The sequence below is a fragment of the Cognatishimia sp. genome, assembly GCF_964229375.1.
Taxonomy (GTDB): Bacteria; Pseudomonadota; Alphaproteobacteria; order Rhodobacterales; family Rhodobacteraceae; genus Cognatishimia.
The window spans coordinates 1-18,189 of sequence record NZ_CAXREH010000068.1; the positions used below are offsets into that span (position 1 = coordinate 1).

Genomic DNA, 18,189 nt, shown 5'->3' on the forward strand with positions numbered 1-18,189 from the left:
CCAAACCTAGCAAAAACAGATCAAAAACGTATCTCTCAACGATGATAACAAACATAACGCGGGGTGGAGCAGCCAGGTAGCTCGTCAGGCTCATAACCTGAAGGTCAGAGGTTCAAATCCTCTCCCCGCAACCAAATAAAAGCGCCTAGCCAACCAACAATTGCTTCAAACGAACTGAGGCGTGCTCAAGCTCGACAAGGCGGAATGACACAACGTCGCCGATTGTCACCATTCCCTGAAGCGCACCGCCGTCGACCACCGGCATGTGCCGAAACCGTCCCTCAGTCATGCGGTGAAGCACTGAGACGAGAGTTTCAGCGGGCCCGCATGTCTCGACTTTTGTTGTCATAACGTCCTGCACTGCGTTTTGCAGTGTTTGGCCTGGCGTGGCCGCAAGGTTCTGAACGATGTCGCGTTCAGACAGGATGCCGCAAAGCGCGCCGCTGTCGTCTTTTACAATCAATGCACCAATGCGTTTGTCGCGCAGCTCACGCACCGCGGTTTCCAACGTATCATGGGGCGAGACTGCGAAAACATCCTGCCCCTTGCCTTTCAACAGCTGAGCCACCGTGGAGTGTTCTGTCTGAACATTCGTGGCGACGGATTGGCTGTGAGTTCTACCCTTGGTTTTGTCTTTACGCATTGGCGATTGGTAGGATGCTGGCATGTGTGACAAGTCGCTCCGCTATCAATGTTGTCAATCGACTGGACCTCAAGCATAACCCAAGTTCCAAATTTACGGAGAAAATTTTGGAAGACCTGCATCTCGCCCCAGCCCTCGCGACAGTGATCTTTGTCCTGGCTTGCTTGTCTGGTTATCAATATCGACGGGTCTGGAAGACAGAGGGGCCGCGATGGCAGCTCTGGATCTTTGGCCTGATCGCGGCAGCAGGGCTTTTGGTTCTGGGATTTATCCCTTTGGAAGCAGGCGCTTAGGCGTTCTCGACGTCAACGCCCGCGCGTTCCAGCATTTTGCGCGCTCGAGGGCAGGCAAGGCGTTCGCGCAGAGGGCTGTTTGGGTCAATCTCTTTATTGCAGACCAAACATTGATCGGCATCAGCAATCGCATTCAGGCCACCGCAGCTGCCTTTGATACGCTTGTTCATGAGAATCACACCAAGCGACATGCCCAGTGTGATCAGTAGCAAAAGTCCAAATGTCAGAAGGAAAGTTGCCATTCTGTCGACGTCCTTATGCGTAGTTAAGCGGTCAGCTCCTGAAAGCGTGCGCTGGCCTTAGTGGTGAACCGCAGATCGGTGCTTGCAGCGTCGCGTTCTACGAAGAGAACGGCGACATCATGGGCACTGGCGATCTCAAGACCCTTTTCACGACCCAATATAAGCATTGCTGTCGCCCATGCATCCGCAAGCATCGCATTTTCTGCGAGAACCGTTGCGGACGCGGTCTTGTGGGAGATCGGACGGCCGGTCACCGGATCGATCAGGTGAGAATAACGGACCCCATCTTGCTCGAAATAGTTGCGATAGTCGCCAGACGACGCAAGCCCGTGGCCTGACACAGGAACGACGCTTAGAACGCCGCCGGACAGGGCGGCCGGTTTCTCGATGCCGATCTGCCATGGGGTGCCGCCGGGGTTGTTGCCCGAGGCATAGAGGTCCCCACCGATTTCGACCATATAGTCTGTGATTCCAAGCGCTTCGAGGGCCTTGCCCACTTGGTCCGCGCCATATCCTTTGCCGATTGCAGACAGATAAACCTGCGCATCCGAGCGCCGTTTCTGCAAAGAATTGGACCCTACGCTCAGCGTCGATCCGTGACCTGAACGCGACAGCGCGTCTGCGATTTGAGCGTCAGAAGCCATACCTTGACGGTCTTTCGCGCCAAATCCCCACAGTTCAATCAGCGGGCCCATTGTGGTGTCAAAACGGCCTTCGCTTGCAAGGTGCACGTCTTCGGCGGCGCGCATCACTTTTGCGAGATCTGCGGAAATGCGGGTCGGCTGCAAATCTGTTTTCGCGTTGAAACGCGAGATTTCCGATGTCGAGTCCCAGTTCGACATCTGTGTGTTAACCAAAGCCAGCGCCGTTTCAATGGCGGCTTTGGCCTCGGCTTCATCGACTTTCCGAGAGGGGTCGACCGCAACAACGGTATAGCTTGTCCCCATTGTAAGCCCCGAGAAATCAAGCGTTTTTGCGCCGGGCTTACATGCAGCCAGGGCCAGGGACATCATAATAAACGAGCGGCGGGATAACGCGGTCATATCGGTCAACGAAGCACTTCCTTATCTGGGACAACAATGCCAATTCGGTGTGTCGGGACGGCTTTTCAACGACATTCATGCCCTTTACAACTGCAAAAGTTAAGTCCGACAGATAATTTTCCGCTTTTCACCAGAGCCGCCATGTCGCATATGCCAGTCAAATTCTGTTAGAGGTTCGAACTTTGAAGCGCTTTAAGCTCAGAAAAGGTCTGGACGTGCCCATTCTTGGTGCACCGAACCCAGACATTGAGGATGCACCGCACAGCCGCACTGTTGGACTCCTTGGTGATGATTACATTGGTTTAAAGCCGCGTATCCTGGTCTCTGAAGGGGATGTGGTCGCAGCGGGTTCGCCAGTGTTGCATGACAAGGATCTGCCAGAGGTGAACGTTGTGTCACCCGTGGCTGGTCGCGTTAAGGCCATCAACCGTGGCGCGCGTCGCAAACTTATCAGTGTCGAGATCGAAGTTCAGGACGGGGCTGCAGCGCCGGTCGATTTTTCCGAGGTTGGCAATGTCTCGACACCTGAAGGTCTGGCAGAGCGCTTGTGTGCCGCAGGTCTCTGGACCTCGTTCCGCACGCGCCCCTATTCCAAAATTCCGGCGCCGACGTCCCGCCCTGCTGCAATCTTTGTGACTGCAATCGACAGCGAGCCTTTGTCTGCCGATGCCGCGGACATCATTGCCGAGGCAAGCGATGCCTTTGCGACCGGTCTGGCCGCGATCACCTCTTTGACCGAGGGCGAAACGTTCTTGTGTTTTGAGGACGGGGCCAACGTGCCAGGCGGTGATCTGGATGGTGTGACGCCAGCGGCGTTCTCGGGTCCGCATCCGGCTGGTCTGGCGGGAACGCACATCCATTTCCTGCACAAGCTTGACCCTGAAAACCCAGTTTGGACGATTGGTTATCAGGACGTGATCGCAATCGGCCATTTGCTTTTGACAGGCACCTATTCCGCCGAGCGCATCATTGCCTTGGGTGGTCCGGTTTGCGCGTCGCCGCGTTTGTTGCGTACGGTCGTTGGCGCATCGATGGCTGACGTTGCCGCGCGTGATCTGCCTGATATGCCGGTGCGCATGATTTCCGGCTCTGTCCTGAGCGGACGGGCCGGCGAAGGCGTAAGCGGGTATCTGGGGCGCTATGCACGTCAGATCACGCTGATCGAAGAAGACAAGAAGCAGATCCCGATGGGCTGGATCCGTCCCATGTTTTCGAAATATGCGGTTCAGCCGGTGCTTGGGTCTGCCATGTCCGGCCGCAAGTTCCCGCTGACCAGCAACCTGAACGGTGGACGTCGAGCGATGGTGCCTCTGGGCACGTTTGAATCGCTGATGCCGCAGGATTTCCTGCCGACACAGCTGCTGCGTGCGATGCTGGTGATGGACACGGATCAGGCACAACTTTTGGGCGCGATGGAGCTGGACGAAGAAGACCTTGGTCTTGTCGGCTTTGCCTGCCCTGCGAAATATGAATACGGGCTGGCGCTGCGCGACTGTCTGACTAAGATCGAGAAAGAGGGGTAACCGTGGGTCTACGTAACTTCTTTGATCGCGTTGAACCGCACTTCGAAAAAGGCGGTAAATGGGAGAAGTATTTCCCCATTTACGAGATGGTCGAAAGCTTCCTCTATACGCCGAAAACGGTAACGACCGTTGCGCCACATGCGCGGTCCTACATCGATATGAAGCGGATTATGACCTATGTGGTCATCGCGACGATCCCATGCATCCTGATGGCGCTTTACAACACCGGATATCAGACCAACCTCGCGATTGCCGAGTTTGGCGCATCGGGCTGGCGTGCCTGGGTCATCGAGACCTCGGGTATTGGGTTCAATGCGGCCAACCCGCTGGCGAACATGGCGCATGGGTTGCTATATTTCCTGCCCATCTATGTGGTGACGCTGGTTGCGGGCGGCATTTTTGAGGTGATCTTCGCCACTGTGCGCGGCCATGAGGTCAACGAAGGCTTCCTGGTGTCCTCGATGCTCTATGCGTTGATTGTGCCCGCGACGACGCCTCTGTGGCAGGTCGCTTTGGGGATTATCTTTGGCGTCGTGATCGGCAAAGAAGTCTTTGGCGGCACCGGTAAGAACTTCCTCAACCCGGCCCTGACCGGACGTGCGTTCCTGTATTTCGCTTATCCCGCACAACTGTCTGGCGACTCTGTCTGGGTGCCTGTGGATGGCTTCACCGGAGCGACTGCGCTGGCCGTGTCCGCATCTGATGGGTTCCAAGAGCTGGCCGCCCGCGGCATGAGCTGGTGGGACAGTTTCTATGGCTTTATCCCTGGATCTATGGGCGAGACATCGACACTCGCGTGTCTGCTGGGCCTCGCCTTTTTGCTGGCGACCAAGATCGCCAACTACCGAATGGTGGTGGGTTGTCTGGCGGGTATGATCGGCTTTTCGCTTTTGCTGAACTGGGTCGGGTCTGACACCAACCCGATGTTCGCAATGCCGTGGTACTGGCACTTGGTACTGGGCGGCTATGCCTTTGGTCTAGTCTTTATGGTGACAGAGCCCGTGTCGGGCGCGCACACCAATATGGGCCGCTACATCTATGGCGCTTTGATCGGCTTCATGGTGGTTATGATCCGTGTCATCAACCCGGCCTTCCCAGAAGGCATGATGCTGGCGATCCTCTTTGGCAACGTCTTTGCGCCGCTGATCGATTATTTCGTGGTGCAGGCCAATATCAAGCGGAGGGCACGTCGCAATGTCTGAAGACCAAAAGCCTAAGGGCGCGATTGGCCGCTTCCTCGCGTTGCCGCCAGATTCCGTGCCAAAGACGATCTTCATCGCGGTGTCGGTCTGTCTGGTGGCCTCGATGATCGTGTCTGCCGCTGCGGTGGCCCTGCGCCCGACGCAGGCTGTGAACGCGCTCAAGGACAAACAGATCAACATTCTGCAGGTCGCAGGGATCTATGACCCGAACAAGGACGTGCTGGAGAGTTTCGCAGCCTTTGAACCGCAGATTTTGGAACTGGCAACCGGAGAGTTCACCGACCGGTTCGATATTGCCACATTTGATGACCGCGATGCGGCAGATGATCCAGCGACCTCGGTCGCACTGGAAGACGACCCCGCGGGCATTGGCCGTCAGGGTCAGTTCGTCACCGTCTATCTTCTGCGCGACGATGCAGGCGAGATCGACAAGGTGATCCTGCCGCTGCACGGGTATGGCCTGTGGTCGACGCTTTATGGCTTTATCGCGCTGGAAGAGAACGGCAACGACATCTTTGGTCTGCAGTTCTACGAACACGCAGAGACTCCGGGTCTGGGTGCCGAAGTGGACAACCCGCGCTGGAAAGCGCTGTGGAAGGGTAAAAAGCTGGCGGATGACGCAGGCGAGCTTCAGATCAGCGTAACCAAAGCGGTTCCTGCGGCGGGGGCCGAGTATCACATCGACGCTCTGGCGGGTGCGACGCTGACCACGGTCGGGGTCCACAATCTTGTGAATTTCTGGATGGGCGAATCCGGGTATCAACCTTTCCTAGACAACCTGAAAGCTGGGGGCATCTAATGGCGCATAAACGCAGAGAAATGCTGATCGACCCGTTGGTCGACAACAACCCGATCACGCTGCAGGTTCTTGGGATTTGTTCCGCGCTGGCGGTGACCTCGTCGCTGCAGGTGGCGTTCGTGATGTCGATCGCGGTGACCTTTGTGACGGCGTTCTCGTCCATGTTCATCTCGATGATCCGCAACCAGATCCCTGGCTCGATCCGGATTATCGTACAGATGGTCGTGATCGCCTCGCTGGTTATTCTGGTGGACCAGATGCTTAAGGCCTTCGCCTTTGAGATCTCGAAAACCCTGTCGGTTTTCGTCGGCCTCATCATCACCAACTGTATCGTGATGGGCCGCGCCGAAGCTTTCGCCATGAAGAACCCACCCATCGACAGTTTCATCGACGGGGTCGGAAACGGTCTTGGCTATGGCTTGATCCTGATGCTGGTCGGTGTGATCCGCGAACTGTTCGGATCCGGTAGCCTGTTTGGTGTGACCATTCTGGAAACCGTAAACAACGGTGGCTGGTATGTGCCAAACGGTCTGCTGCTGCTGCCGCCGTCTGCATTCTTTATCATCGGTCTGATCATCTGGGCGTTCCGTGCATGGAAGCCAGAGCAGGTTGAAGAGCGTGAATACAAAATCCAAACGGTGGAGGCCCACTGATGGAAGCCTATCTCTCCCTCGCGGTTAAAGCGATTTTTGTTGAGAACCTCGCGCTCTCGTTCTTTCTGGGCATGTGTACCTTCATCGCGGTCTCGAAAAAGATCTCGACCGCGATTGGTCTGGGGATTTCTGTGATGATCGTGCAGGCCATTACGGTTCCTGCCAACAACCTGATCCTGACACATCTGTTGTCGCCGGGCGCTTTGGCTTGGGCAGGCTTCCCAGAGGTAGACCTGACTTTCCTCGGCCTGATTTCGTATATCGGTGTGATTGCGGCGCTGGTTCAGATCCTTGAGATGGTTTTGGATAAATACTTCCCACCGCTTTACAATGCCTTGGGTGTTTTCCTGCCACTGATTACCGTGAACTGCGCGATCCTTGGTGGGTCTCTGTTCATGGTGGAGCGTGGCTATAACTTTGGGGAATCCGTGACCTATGGTCTGTCCTCTGGCTTTGGCTGGGCGCTGGCAATCACCGCGATGGCGGGTGTGCGCGAAAAGCTGAAGTATTCCGATATTCCCGACGGTCTGCAGGGCCTAGGCATCACCTTTATTACCGCGGGTCTGATGGCGATGGCTTTCATGTCCTTCTCTGGCGTCAAACTGTAAGGGTTAAGAGAGTATGGCAACCTTTAGCCTAGGCATTATCCTGTTCACTCTGATCGTTCTGGCTTTGGTGACGATCATTCTGGCGGCGCGGTCCCGGCTGGTGTCGTCGGGCAATGTGAACATCACCATTAACGGTGAAAAGACCATTTCAGTTCCAGCCGGTGGCAAACTGCTGCAGACTTTGGCAGAGCAGAAACTCTTTGTGCCCTCTGCCTGTGGCGGCGGCGGAACCTGTGCGCAGTGTCGTGTGAAAATCCACTCTGGCGGCGGGTCGATCCTGCCAACCGAAGAAGGTCACATCACCAAACGTGAAGCGGCCTGCGGCGATCGTCTGTCCTGTCAGGTAGCAGTCAAGCAGGACATGGACGTCGAAGTCCCCGAAGAGGTCTTTGGCGTTAAGAAATGGGAATGCACCGTTAAGTCCAACGACAACGTGGCGACCTTTATTAAGAACCTGGTTCTGGAACTGCCCGAAGGCGAAGATGTTAACTTCCGCGCGGGCGGCTACATCCAGATCGAAGCGCCAGCCCACCAGCTAAAGTACACGGACTTCGACATCGGCGAAGAATACCGCGAGGACTGGGACAAGTTTAACCTGTGGCAGTATGACTCCACAGTGGCTGAACCGATCGAGCGCGCCTATTCCATGGCGAACTATCCGGACGAAAAAGGCCTTATCATGCTGAACGTGCGTGTGGCCTCTCCGCCTCCGGGCTCGACCGGCATTCCCGCAGGTCAGATGTCGTCTTTCATCTTCAACCTGAAACCCGGTGATAAGGTGACGATCTCTGGTCCGTTTGGCGAGTTCTTTGCCCGCGAGACCCAGAAAGAGATGGTCTTTGTCGGTGGTGGTGCCGGTATGGCGCCGATGCGGTCCCATATCTTTGACCAGCTCAAGCGTCTGGAAAACCGCGATCGCAAGATCACCTTCTGGTACGGCGCGCGATCCAAGAAAGAGATGTTCTTTGTCGAAGACTTTGATCAGCTGGCCGAAGAGTTCGACAACTTTGAATGGCACGTGGCGCTGTCGGATGCGCTGCCCGAAGATGATTGGGGTGGGTTGACCGGCTTCATCCACAACGTGCTGCACGACGAATACCTCAAGGACCACCCGAACCCAGAGGATTGCGAATACTATATGTGTGGCCCGCCGATCATGAACCAATCCGTGATCAATATGCTCCTGGAAATGGGCGTAGATCGCGAAGACATCATGCTGGACGATTTCGGCGGTTAAGCTGACGGATACAGAATTGGAAAACCGCGAGGTGCTGAGCGCCTCGCGGTTTTTTCGTTCTAGACACCGGTGGTGCGCACAGATCTAGGCGCTGCGGCCCAGCTTTGTCGCATTCTCTGCCGCCCAGTCGTGCATGACCTCTAGCAAGGGGATCAGGCTCTGCCCCAGTGGCGTCAGGCTGTATTCCACATGCGGCGGGATGGTTTTGAAATCTTTGCGCGACACGAAGCCCGCCTCTTGCAGCTCGCTCAGTTGGCGCGTCAACGTGCGGTGTGTGATGGCACCCAGATTGCGCTGAAGGTGATTGAAACGCGAGGTTTCCTGCGCCAGCCAATAGATGATCAAGAGTTTCCACTTGCCCGAAATCGCTTCGATTAACGGCTCGATTAGGCAGTCTTCTTTGCGCAGCGGTGGTGTCATGGTCGGTATCCTAAATGACCGTACTTGTCGGTTGGATCATGCGTTCTTACCTACGGCTGGAACGAGAGAAACGCAATGAGGACCAAGATGGCACAAGAGATTATTGCACATATCGGCGGCGTGTATACCCAGCCTGTGAGTGCCTGTCCTTGCGTTAGCAAAGGCCGAGAGCAGCGCGCATCAGAAAACTTGGCGTGTGGTGTGCTGCCTGATCTGTCGCATGGCCGTCAGGGTCTCGCCAAATCGAGCTGTTTCAATCATCATAGTGGGCGCTGATGCCGCCCGCTTTTTCGCAAATCGTAAAGTGAGTATCGCTCAGCGATGCTTTAAGGAACTCCTCCAATGTCCCGTGTTGACCTTCCAAAGTTTCAGACGCGCCACGGTTACATGACCGAGCGCATTCAGCTGGCCTATATCACAGCAGCCAAAGAGTCCGGGCTGCTGCCAGAAGACGCGCATCGCATGCCCGAGATCGTCTCGCTGACGGCTCCGTCCAACCGCAAGTATCCGATCCAGTTCTGGCAGCTTTACTCTGTGTTGGGGCAGGATCCGATTGTCGGCCTTGTGCACCGCTTCTATGACCGGGTGTTCGCGGATGAGCCTTGGTTCACCCAAGTGTTTGAGCAGGTCGGTGGCGTTCGTCACCATGTCACAACTCAGGCATCGATGTGGATCGATGTGATGGGGGGTGGCCCGTACTATCACGGTGGCGAGTATCGGCTGAGCTTTCATCACACGCACAACGCCATGGCCCTGATGAACGACAAAGGTGCCGAGCGTTGGGTGAGCCTCATGCGCGAGACGTTGGACACATCGGGCGATCTGATGACGGATGACCCACGTGTGCGCCTAAGCCTCAATACGTTCCTGTCGCATTTCATGACGAAATATGCCGAGGAATTCGCGTTTGAGGATCGCCATTTGTTTGGTGAAACCAATGGGCCGTTCAAGCGTCAGATCAACTTTATGAAGATGACCACCGAGGCTATCCAAGCGCTGAGCGAAGATGACCTGAGTCAGGCGCTGAAAGAGCAGGGTGTGGATTTGTCGCAGTATCCAGACAAACAGGCGATGATCAGCAAGGCCCTGATGATGTGATCACCGCAATCGGTGGCGTTCGGCCAGTCCTCTTGCCACCAAGAGGACTGGCTAGATCGCGTCAAGTTTGGGCATCAAAGACAGAAGCTCGCGGGTATAGTCGGTTTTCGGCGCCATAAACAACGTCTCGGTATCCGCCAGTTCTTCGAGTTTGCCATGCTTCATGACGGCAACACGGTCACACATCTGACGAACCACGGGCAGGTCGTGGCTGATGAACAGCATCGTCAGGCCAAGGTGCTCTTGCAGATCTTTAAGGATGTTCAGGATCTGTGCTTGAATCGAGACATCCAAAGCGCTGGTCGGCTCGTCGCAGATCAGAAATTTGGGTTCGGTGGCCAGCGCGCGGGCAATCGAGATCCGTTGGCGCTGTCCGCCGGAAAACTCATGCGGATATTTCAAGCCTGCATCAGTGCCCAGACCCACTTGATCCAGCAATTCGGCCACGCGTCGCGTCACGGCGCTGCCGGACAGTAGTCCGTGGTGCAAGATGGGTTCCGCAACAATTTTGTCGACACGCATTCTGGGATTGAGCGAACTGTGAGGATCCTGAAAGATCATCTGAATGTCTTGCCGGAATGCCGCGCGGGTGGCCTTGTCTTTGGGGTCGCTGACGACGTTGCCCTCAAATGTCACCTGCCCGCCGTCCAGATCGTAAAGGCCTGAAATCATCCGAGCTACGGTCGATTTGCCAGAGCCGCTTTCCCCCACAAGCCCAAAGACCTCTCCGGGCATGATGTCAAAGGACACGGCGTCAACGGCCGTAAAATACGTACGAAATCGGGGCAGGATGCTGCGTTTCTCGATAAAACGCTTCGAGATACTCTCGACCCGTAACAGAGGGGTCTCGGCAGAGGTCGGAGTGACGTTCCACTGGCCGGCAATCTCTTCGATCGCAAACCGAGTTTCACGACCGCCATAGCTGACCTGAGGAAAGCGGTGCAGACGTTTGTCTGGGCGCGGAACCGCAGCGATCAGAGATTGGGTGTAGGGGTGTTCAGGCGTGCCCAAGACTTTCGCCGTCGGGCCGCTTTCAACTACGGCACCTTGGTACATCACCGTCACCCGGTCGGTAATATCCGCGATGACGCCCATGTCATGGGTAATCAAAATGACACCCACATCGCGCTTAACTGCAAGCTCTCGGATCAGGTCCAGAATCTGCGCCTGAACCGCAACATCCAGTGCAGTTGTCGGCTCGTCTGCGATGATGACTTCGGGCTCGGAACACAGGGCCAGCGCGATGACCACGCGCTGGCGCATTCCGCCCGAAAACTGGTGCGGGTATTGGTCAAGGCGTTCTTCGGGGTTGGGAATGCCAACCTGTTGCATCAGATCCAACGCACGCGCGTTTGCCTCGGACGGAGTGGTGTCCAGATGGGCTGTGATGGTCTCGACCAGTTGCTGACGAATGGTGAACAATGGGTTCAACGAGGTCAGCGGATCTTGAAAGATCATCGAGATACGTTTGCCACGCAAGGCGCGCATGGCGTCGGCGTCCAATCCGCTGATGGCCTGGTCTTTCAATCGAATGGTGCCGCCGGTGATATGCCCAGGGCGTTCCAAAAGCCCCATGATCGCGGCCCCGACGGTTGACTTGCCTGCGCCACTTTCGCCGACCAACCCGTGAATTTCCCCAGCCTGCACGGTCAGGGTCGCGTGATCCACGGCCACAAAGGTCTTGCGCCGCGTGGGAAACTTGACGGTCAGGTCGCTGATTTCCAAAAGAGCCATGCGTCTACCTCAGTTTGGGATTAAGCGCGTCGCGCAGCCAGTCGCCCAGCAGGTTCACAGACAAAGCCAACGCCAAGAGCGTGACCGATGGGAAAAACAGGATCCACCATTCGCCGGAGAACAGGAATCCCTGCCCAATGCGGATCAGGGTGCCCAGCGACGGTTGCGTCGGTGGCGCGCCAACGCCAAGGAAGCTGAGGGTGGCTTCTGCGATGATGGCCAGCGCAAGGCTGATGGTCGCAATGACCAGAACCGGCGACAGCACATTGGGCAGAATATGGCGGATCATGATAGGAAGGGAGCCGCGTCCGATCAGCTTGGCGGCCTGCACGTATTCCTTGCCCTTCTCAACCATCGTAGCCCCTCTGACCACGCGGGCGAATTGCACCCAGTCTGACAGTCCGATGGACAGGATCAGCACCCAGATCGCCAATTGGTCGCGATACTCGACAGGGGTGAACCCTTTGGCCACGCCAAAGATCAGCATGGCGACAAGGATGGATGGGAACGTCAGCTGAATATCGGCGATCCGCATGATGATCGTGTCGGTCCAGCCTCCGAAATAGCCAGCGATCAACCCCAGTGTCACACCCAGAACCAACCCGAGCGTGACGGCTGCAAAGCCTACAAACAGCGATATCCGCAGCCCATAAAGGATCGTGGAATAGACGTCCCGCCCCTGATCATCCGTCCCCATCAGAAAGCTGTCACCGGTGAAGGCATTGGGCGTGCCCGGTGCCGTAAAGCCGTTCATCAAGTTTAAAGATGCTGGATCAAATGGGTTCATCACCGCAAGCAACGGGGCGAACACGGCAGACAGGATCAGGATCAGGGTGACCACAAATGACACCACCGCCACCGGAGAGCGTCTAAAGCCCCAGGCAAAATCGCTGTCCCAGAATTTTAGGAAACGGCTCATGTGCGCAGCCTCGGATCGATGGCGACATAAAGCAGGTCAACCACAAGGTTGATGCCCACAAACATCACGGAAATCAGCATAAGGTAGGCCGCCATCACGGGGATATCGACGAATTGGATGGCGTTGATGAACAACAGCCCCATTCCGGGCCATTGGAACACACTTTCGGTGATAATCGCGAAAGCAATGAGGGATCCAAGCTGAAGCCCTGTGATCGTGATCACCGGCACAAGCGTGTTTTTCAGCGCATGCCGGAACAGCACGACGCGCTCGCTCAGGCCACGGGCACGGGCAAATCTGACATAGTCCGCACGGATCACCTCCAGCATTTCCGCCCGTACCAGCCGCATGATCAGCGTCATCTGGTAAAGACCAAGCGTGATCGCAGGTAGAATAAGGGCACGCAGGCCGCTGGTGGTCAGAAAGCCGGTGCTCCAGCCGCCGACATCAACGGTGTCGCCGCGCCCGAAGCTGGGCAACCAGTCAAGTTCGACTGAAAACAGATAGATCAAAAGGATGCCGATCAGGAACGTCGGCAGGGACACTCCGATCAGGCTGAATGTCATGATGGCGTTTGCAGCCAGACCATTGCGACGGATCGCGGTGAAAACACCCAGTACGATCCCCGCAACCAGCGCGAACAGACCAGAGACGGCCGCCAGCTCTAGCGTCGCAGGTGCGCGTTCGGCCAAGATCTGCGCAACAGGGCGGCCCTGCTCATAAGAGACACCCAGATTGCCCTGCAAAGCAGAGGCCAGAAAGCGCAGATATTGCACGACAAAGGGTTGGTCCAGGCCAAGCTGGGCTTTCAGGCGGTCTACATCTTCTTGTGTGCGTTCCTGCCCCAGCATGTTGTCAATCGGATCACCGATGAAATTGAACATGGCAAAGGCAATCAGACCCACGACTAAAAGGACGAGGACGGACTGAAGGACCCGTCGGATAAGATAGGAAATCATCAAAGCACCGAACCAGCGCGCGCACAAAACACGCGCTGGCAGTTGGTTTTAGTTCACAGTGACCCAGCGCAGGATAAAGAAGTTATCCGGGCGTTGTGTCAGTTCGATGTTGTCCTGCATGCCCCAGACAAGTGGCTGCACATACAGGGGAACATAGGCATGTTCGTCCTGATAGATGTCCACGACTTCATCGATCATGGCCTGACGTTTAGTGGCATCGATCTCGGACTGAATCATCGGCAGCAGAGTGTCGACGCGCCCGTTCGAGAACCCGCCAAAGTTCCAAGAACCCAGCTTTTTCTCGGGGTTTGGTGTTGTTACCAAGAAGCGGACTGGGTGCTCGTGGTCAAAGGTACCTGGCGACCAACCCAACATATACATGTCGAAATTGTCCGCCCGCAGCTCTGGCCAATAGTTCTGAACCGGCATCGCATCCAGTTCGGCTGTGATGCCGATCTGGGCCAACATGCCTGTGACTGCCTGACAGACCGCTTCGTCGTTCAGATAGCGGTTGTTGGGGCATTTCAGACCGAACGAGAAGCCATCCGCATAGCCCGCAGCGGCCAGCAGAGCCTTCGCGCCTTCGGGATCATAGGCCGGACGCGCATTATTGGCGTCTGAATAGCCGTTCATGGCCGGGCTCACCAGCTGGCTGGCGGCTTCGGCGCTGCCACGCATGATGGTCTGCAGGATTGCATCGACGTTGATCGCCTTGGCCACGGCCTCACGCACGCGGACATCCAGGAACGGGTTGGCTTCGCCCGCCATGGATGTGTATTTCAGCGTGTCGCGGTCGTGTCCAAAGCCCAGCATGATAACGCGCGCTTCGATTCCACGCACCACAGTTGTGCCATCACGTGCATCCACGCGGGCTGCATCCTGAATTGGCACAGGGTTGATCATATCAACATCGCCTGACAACAACGCGGCCACAGCCGTCGCTGAATTGTCGATCGGAGTATAGGTCGCCTTGGTGATGTTGTGCTCAGCCGTATCCCACCAGCCGCCGAACGGCGCCAACGAGGTCGACAGGCCCGGCTGACGGTCTGTCAGCATGAACGCACCGGTCCCGTTTGCATTCAGAGTAGCGTAGTTGCCGTTCTCTTTGTCTGGGCGCTGTGTGTCATTGGCTTCGGCCCAGCCTTTGTCCATGATCATCCAGTTCGCGATTGAATCTGGAAAGATCGGGTTTGGCGCATTGGTCAGAATGTCGACGGTCATGTCATCGACCACCACCAGATCCTTGACCGGCGCAAACCAGCTGCGTGTGTCTGATTGCTCGGACGACGCGCGTTCATAGCTAAAGCGGACGTCCTCGGCGTCAAATGTGGATCCATCGTGGAAGGTCACCCCTTCGCGCAGAAAGAACCGCCAGCCCTCGCCATCGCCAATTGGCTCCCATGACGTCGCAAGCGCCGGTTCAACCGACATATCCTTGCCGCGCCGCACGAGACCTTCATAGACGTTGTTCAGAAACCCCAGAACCGGTGCAGAGTTTACCGCATGCGGGTCCATCGTTTGTGGGTCGGTCTTGCCGGCCCAGCTAAATTCTTCAGCCTGAGCTGAAGCTGCGACGCCAAGCGCCAGCATCGAGACAGTCATAAACGTTTTCAACGTAGCCCCTCCTAGTTAACCAAAGGGACGTCGAACATTTTGCGCCCCAACCCGATTGAGCTTAGCCCAGAATCCACAAACTGCAATCGACAAGGCGAAAAGAAAACGGTTGCTCGCGCTTGGGTTGTTTTCTGGAATTTGGGTTTTCCGCTTATTGAAATTGCCGCAACGCTGGCCTGTCTTGCACAGAGATTTGCATGTGTTTCGTTCTTTTTATCGGGCGCCCTTTGCGCAGTTCATTGACCAATGTTGCGAATTGACCCAGTGTCAGGCGTTCGCTTTTGGACCTCTTCATTTCCTGAATGCAGAGCCTCCCGACCAAAGCGATGCCCCTAACAAGACCGCCACCACAACGGGACCAAGCCAGACAATGAACAGCAATACCTCCAACCCGCTCGGGGCCGCGAAGCCCTATGGCATTCTCGTGGTGCTTTGGTTGGTCGGCTGGACCCTTCGTGTGCCGATTCTCGCAGCCCCGCCTCTGGCGACTCGCATTGCAGACAGTTTCGGGCTTGGCGAGGCGGCCGAGGGTGCGCTGACCATGCTGCCCGTCGTGACGATTGCATTCGGAGCCATTCCGGCGGCATGGATCATTGCGAAATTCGGCCTGCGAATTGCGATCGTGGCCGGTCTGCTGGTGATGACCGCAGCCTCTGTGGCGCGTGGGCAAGTGCCGTCACCCGCCCTGTTGTTCGCGGCTTCTGCAATCATGGGATTGGGCGTGGCCGTGTTCCAAACAGCCCTGCCAGCCGCAACACGTGTCTGGACACCCAGCCACGTCGCGTTGGGCAGTGCGGTCTATCTAAACGGTATGATGTTGGGAGAACTCTCGGGCGCTGGGCTGACCTTGCCGATTGTGCTGCCCTTAGCGGGGGGAGATTGGCGGTTGGCCTTGGGGCTTTGGGCGATTCCCATTGTGCTGATTGCCCTGTTGGTGGCGCTGGTGCGCGTGCCCAAAGATCCGTCATCTCAATCAGAGACAGGTCTGCCGCAAGGCCCCTCTCTGCCCAAATGGAACGACCTGCGTGTCTGGCAGTACGGGTTGCTCTTGGCCAGTTCTGTTGTCGCGTTCTTTGTGGTCAATGCATATTCCGGATCGCTTCTTCAGTCGCGGGGGGAATACGACGCGGCTGAAGCGTTTCATTTTGCCTATAACGCCATGCCTTTGGCGGCCTCATTCACAGTGCTGATGGTTCCGGGCTGGGTCGGGTTGCGCGCGCCCATCGCTGTGGCCGCGGTGTTTTCAGCTCTTGGTCTTGCGGGCTTTACGATTCTGGACGGCTGGGCATCCTGGGTCAGCGCAATGGTGACGGGCTTTGCCGCCACGATAGAGCTGATCCTCTTGGTATCGTTGCCGCCTGCCATCGCGAAAGGGATCGCGGTGACACGGCTGAGTGCAGGAATGACGCTGATCAGCTTTTCCATTGCGTTCCTTCTCACCCTATTGGGCGGAGGCCTTGCAGATCGTCAGGACTGGCTTGAAATGGCCCTGATGCCGTCATTGGTCTTTATGGTGGTGGCCCTTGCAGCGCTGGGCCGTTCGGCGCGATATCCCGGCTATGAATGATCGCGCTTGCGAGCGCCAGTGACCAAAAACAAAACAAGCGCCACATCGTTATGATGTAAGCGCTTGATTTAGATGCTTAAAGCAGTGGTGAGCCGTATAGGATTCGAACCTATGACCCACTGATTAAAAGTCAGTTGCTCTACCAACTGAGCTAACGGCCCACTTTGCTGTCGCGTGTGGGGGCTTCTAGAAAGAACCGCAGGGGGGGTCAAGCCATAAACGCACAAAAATTCGCAGTCTCTGGAATTAGTTGGCACACGGCTTTATATGCCTCCAGCGCGAGTTTAGGATACGCAGATGGTTAAGTTCGAAAAAATGCACGGTTTGGGCAATGATTTTGTTGTCATTGACGCCCGAGAGCGTCCCGAAGGGCTGTCTGAGTCGCTGGTGACAGCGATTGCGCACCGCCATATGGGGGTCGGGTTTGACCAGCTTGCAGTGATCGAAACAGGTCATGAAGACGCGCATCTGGTGTTTTACAACGCAGACGGGTCAACCTCGGCGGCTTGTGGCAATGCCACGCGCTGTATTGCGCGCAAGCTGATGCAAGAGCTGGGCCGCGACACGCTGACACTGACCACGGAACGCGGCACGCTTTATGCAAAGGATGCGGGCAACGGGCTGACCTCGGTGAACATGGGGCAACCTCAGCTTTTGTGGCACGAAGTGCCCCTGGCGTCTGAGATCGACACGCTGGAGCTGCCAATCGAAGGGGCTCCGACCGCAACGGGCATGGGCAACCCCCACTGTACGTTCTTTGTTAAGGACGCCGACCAGATCGATCTTGAGACGCTTGGCGCGCGCTTTGAGCATCACGCGCTTTATCCGCAGCGCACCAATGTGCAGTTTGCATCCGTAATCGGTGAAAATCACCTGCGCATGCGGGTGTGGGAACGCGGTGTGGGCGTGACGCTTGCCTCTGGCAGCTCGTCTTGTGCAACAGCGGTGGCTGCGGCGCGGCGCGGCCTGACAGGGCGTCAGGTGCAGATAGAGCTGGACGGCGGCACGATCTGGATTGATTGGGCTGAAGATGGCGTCTGGATGACGGGCCCCACCATGACCGTATTTGCAGGCACTTTCACAGATGATTTCCTTGAGGCCTCAAAGTGAGTGCTGCGCCCAAATTCACGACGCTGGGGTGTCGTCTGAACGCCTATGAATCCGAGGCGATGAAAGAGCTGAGCCAAGAGGCCGGGCTATCGAACGCCGTGATCGTGAACACCTGCGCGGTGACCGCCGAAGCTGTGCGCAAGGCGCGGCAAGAGATTCGCAAGCTGCGGCGCGAAAATCCTGACGCGACTTTGATCGTGACGGGCTGCGCGGCGCAAACGGAACCCGAGACGTTTGCCCAGATGGGCGAGGTGGATCGGGTCATCGGCAACACCGAAAAGATGCAGCCGGAAACCTGGCGCGCTATGGCGGCGGATTTCGTTGGCGAGACCGAAAAGGTTCAGGTCGACGATATCATGTCGGTGACGGAAACGGCCGGACATCTGATTGACGGGTTCGGGACAAGATCGCGTGCTTATGTTCAGGTGCAGAACGGCTGTGACCATCGCTGTACCTTCTGCATTATTCCCTATGGCCGCGGAAATTCCCGGTCGGTTCCGGCAGGGGTTGTGGTGGATCAGATTA

Annotated in this window: 18 protein-coding genes, 2 tRNA genes and 1 pseudogene; 12 read left to right on the plus strand and 9 right to left on the minus strand. The window is 56.7% G+C overall.

What is annotated here, in order from left to right:
* The first annotated feature begins 57 nt into the window (after window positions 1–57).
* Window positions 58–134 (plus strand) — tRNA-Met (locus ACEQWH_RS05230).
* An 11-nt stretch (window positions 135–145) separates the two neighbouring features.
* Here the strand turns inward: ACEQWH_RS05230 and ACEQWH_RS05235 are convergent.
* On the minus strand, window positions 146–667 hold the full coding sequence (locus ACEQWH_RS05235; RefSeq protein WP_372521386.1) for a CBS domain-containing protein: 522 nt from the start codon (window positions 665–667) through the stop codon (window positions 146–148).
* An 83-nt stretch (window positions 668–750) separates the two neighbouring features.
* On the opposite strand from ACEQWH_RS05235, the gene ACEQWH_RS05240 reads away from it, so the two are divergent.
* On the plus strand, window positions 751–936 hold the full coding sequence (locus ACEQWH_RS05240) for a hypothetical protein (protein WP_370228660.1): 186 nt from the start codon (window positions 751–753) through the stop codon (window positions 934–936).
* On the opposite strand, the gene nqrM is transcribed toward ACEQWH_RS05240, so the two are convergent.
* Window positions 933–1,178, minus strand: a complete 246-nt coding sequence (gene nqrM / locus ACEQWH_RS05245) for a (Na+)-NQR maturation NqrM (RefSeq protein ID WP_370228661.1) — start codon at window positions 1,176–1,178, stop codon at window positions 933–935. The genes ACEQWH_RS05240 and nqrM overlap by 4 nt on opposite strands.
* Before the next feature lie 23 nt (window positions 1,179–1,201).
* A complete protein-coding gene (locus ACEQWH_RS05250; protein WP_370228675.1) occupies window positions 1,202–2,221 on the minus strand; it encodes an FAD:protein FMN transferase in 1,020 nt (339 codons plus the stop codon).
* A 182-nt stretch (window positions 2,222–2,403) separates the two neighbouring features.
* Between ACEQWH_RS05250 and ACEQWH_RS05255 the strand changes: the two genes are divergently transcribed.
* Genes ACEQWH_RS05255 through nqrF form a run of 6 tightly spaced genes read left to right on the plus strand, consistent with a single transcriptional unit; the run spans window position 2,404 to window position 8,243 of the window.
* Window positions 2,404–3,744 carry a Na(+)-translocating NADH-quinone reductase subunit A gene (locus ACEQWH_RS05255; protein ID WP_370228662.1) on the plus strand — a complete coding sequence of 447 codons (1,341 nt, stop codon included), beginning with the start codon at window positions 2,404–2,406 and terminating at the stop codon, window positions 3,742–3,744.
* A gap of 2 nt (window positions 3,745–3,746) precedes the next feature.
* Entirely contained in the window at window positions 3,747–4,946 is a 1,200-nt protein-coding gene (locus tag ACEQWH_RS05260; protein ID WP_370228663.1) for an NADH:ubiquinone reductase (Na(+)-transporting) subunit B, read from the plus strand.
* Window positions 4,939–5,745 carry a Na(+)-translocating NADH-quinone reductase subunit C gene (locus tag ACEQWH_RS05265; protein ID WP_370228664.1) on the plus strand — a complete coding sequence of 269 codons (807 nt, stop codon included), beginning with the start codon at window positions 4,939–4,941 and terminating at the stop codon, window positions 5,743–5,745. The genes ACEQWH_RS05260 and ACEQWH_RS05265 overlap by 8 nt, the downstream gene beginning before the upstream one ends.
* On the plus strand, window positions 5,745–6,398 hold the full coding sequence (locus ACEQWH_RS05270; protein ID WP_370228665.1) for an NADH:ubiquinone reductase (Na(+)-transporting) subunit D: 654 nt from the start codon (window positions 5,745–5,747) through the stop codon (window positions 6,396–6,398). Before ACEQWH_RS05265 ends, ACEQWH_RS05270 begins: the two co-directional genes overlap by 1 nt.
* Window positions 6,398–7,006 carry an NADH:ubiquinone reductase (Na(+)-transporting) subunit E gene (nqrE, locus tag ACEQWH_RS05275; protein ID WP_370228666.1) on the plus strand — a complete coding sequence of 203 codons (609 nt, stop codon included), beginning with the start codon at window positions 6,398–6,400 and terminating at the stop codon, window positions 7,004–7,006. Before ACEQWH_RS05270 ends, nqrE begins: the two co-directional genes overlap by 1 nt.
* Before the next feature lie 13 nt (window positions 7,007–7,019).
* Window positions 7,020–8,243: an NADH:ubiquinone reductase (Na(+)-transporting) subunit F gene (gene nqrF, locus ACEQWH_RS05280; RefSeq protein ID WP_370228667.1), complete on the plus strand. Its 1,224-nt coding sequence runs from the start codon at window positions 7,020–7,022 to the stop codon at window positions 8,241–8,243.
* Window positions 8,244–8,327: 84 nt separating this feature from the next.
* On the opposite strand, the gene ACEQWH_RS05285 is transcribed toward nqrF, so the two are convergent.
* The gene (locus ACEQWH_RS05285) at window positions 8,328–8,663 is read right to left on the minus strand and encodes a winged helix-turn-helix transcriptional regulator (protein ID WP_370228668.1); all 336 of its coding nucleotides are present in this window, start codon (window positions 8,661–8,663) and stop codon (window positions 8,328–8,330) included.
* Window positions 8,664–9,005: 342 nt separating this feature from the next.
* On the opposite strand from ACEQWH_RS05285, the gene ACEQWH_RS05290 reads away from it, so the two are divergent.
* A complete protein-coding gene (locus ACEQWH_RS05290) occupies window positions 9,006–9,761 on the plus strand; it encodes a hypothetical protein (RefSeq protein ID WP_370228669.1) in 756 nt (251 codons plus the stop codon).
* Between the two features lie 51 nt (window positions 9,762–9,812).
* On the opposite strand, the gene ACEQWH_RS05295 is transcribed toward ACEQWH_RS05290, so the two are convergent.
* Genes ACEQWH_RS05295 through ACEQWH_RS05310 form a run of 4 tightly spaced genes read right to left on the minus strand, consistent with a single transcriptional unit; the run spans window position 9,813 to window position 14,975 of the window.
* A complete protein-coding gene (locus ACEQWH_RS05295; protein ID WP_370228670.1) occupies window positions 9,813–11,495 on the minus strand; it encodes a dipeptide ABC transporter ATP-binding protein in 1,683 nt (560 codons plus the stop codon).
* Window positions 11,496–11,499: 4 nt separating this feature from the next.
* Complete coding sequence (locus tag ACEQWH_RS05300) at window positions 11,500–12,414, minus strand: ABC transporter permease (protein WP_370228671.1); 915 nt, start codon at window positions 12,412–12,414, stop codon at window positions 11,500–11,502.
* A complete protein-coding gene (locus ACEQWH_RS05305; RefSeq protein ID WP_370228672.1) occupies window positions 12,411–13,373 on the minus strand; it encodes an ABC transporter permease in 963 nt (320 codons plus the stop codon). The genes ACEQWH_RS05300 and ACEQWH_RS05305 overlap by 4 nt, the downstream gene beginning before the upstream one ends.
* Before the next feature lie 48 nt (window positions 13,374–13,421).
* Window positions 13,422–14,975: an ABC transporter substrate-binding protein gene (locus tag ACEQWH_RS05310; protein WP_370228676.1), complete on the minus strand. Its 1,554-nt coding sequence runs from the start codon at window positions 14,973–14,975 to the stop codon at window positions 13,422–13,424.
* 382 nt (window positions 14,976–15,357) lie between these two features.
* Between ACEQWH_RS05310 and ACEQWH_RS05315 the strand changes: the two genes are divergently transcribed.
* Entirely contained in the window at window positions 15,358–16,554 is a 1,197-nt protein-coding gene (locus ACEQWH_RS05315) for a CynX/NimT family MFS transporter (RefSeq protein ID WP_370228673.1), read from the plus strand.
* An 85-nt stretch (window positions 16,555–16,639) separates the two neighbouring features.
* Here ACEQWH_RS05315 and ACEQWH_RS05320 read toward each other — a convergent pair.
* A tRNA-Lys gene (locus ACEQWH_RS05320) sits at window positions 16,640–16,715 on the minus strand.
* A gap of 136 nt (window positions 16,716–16,851) precedes the next feature.
* On the opposite strand from ACEQWH_RS05320, the gene dapF reads away from it, so the two are divergent.
* Both dapF and ACEQWH_RS05330 read left to right on the plus strand, forming a co-directional pair.
* Complete coding sequence (gene dapF / locus ACEQWH_RS05325; RefSeq protein ID WP_370228674.1) at window positions 16,852–17,664, plus strand: diaminopimelate epimerase; 813 nt, start codon at window positions 16,852–16,854, stop codon at window positions 17,662–17,664.
* Window positions 17,661–18,189, plus strand: a pseudogene (locus ACEQWH_RS05330) (tRNA (N(6)-L-threonylcarbamoyladenosine(37)-C(2))-methylthiotransferase MtaB); the annotation flags it as partial. The gene dapF and the pseudogene ACEQWH_RS05330, both read left to right, overlap by 4 nt.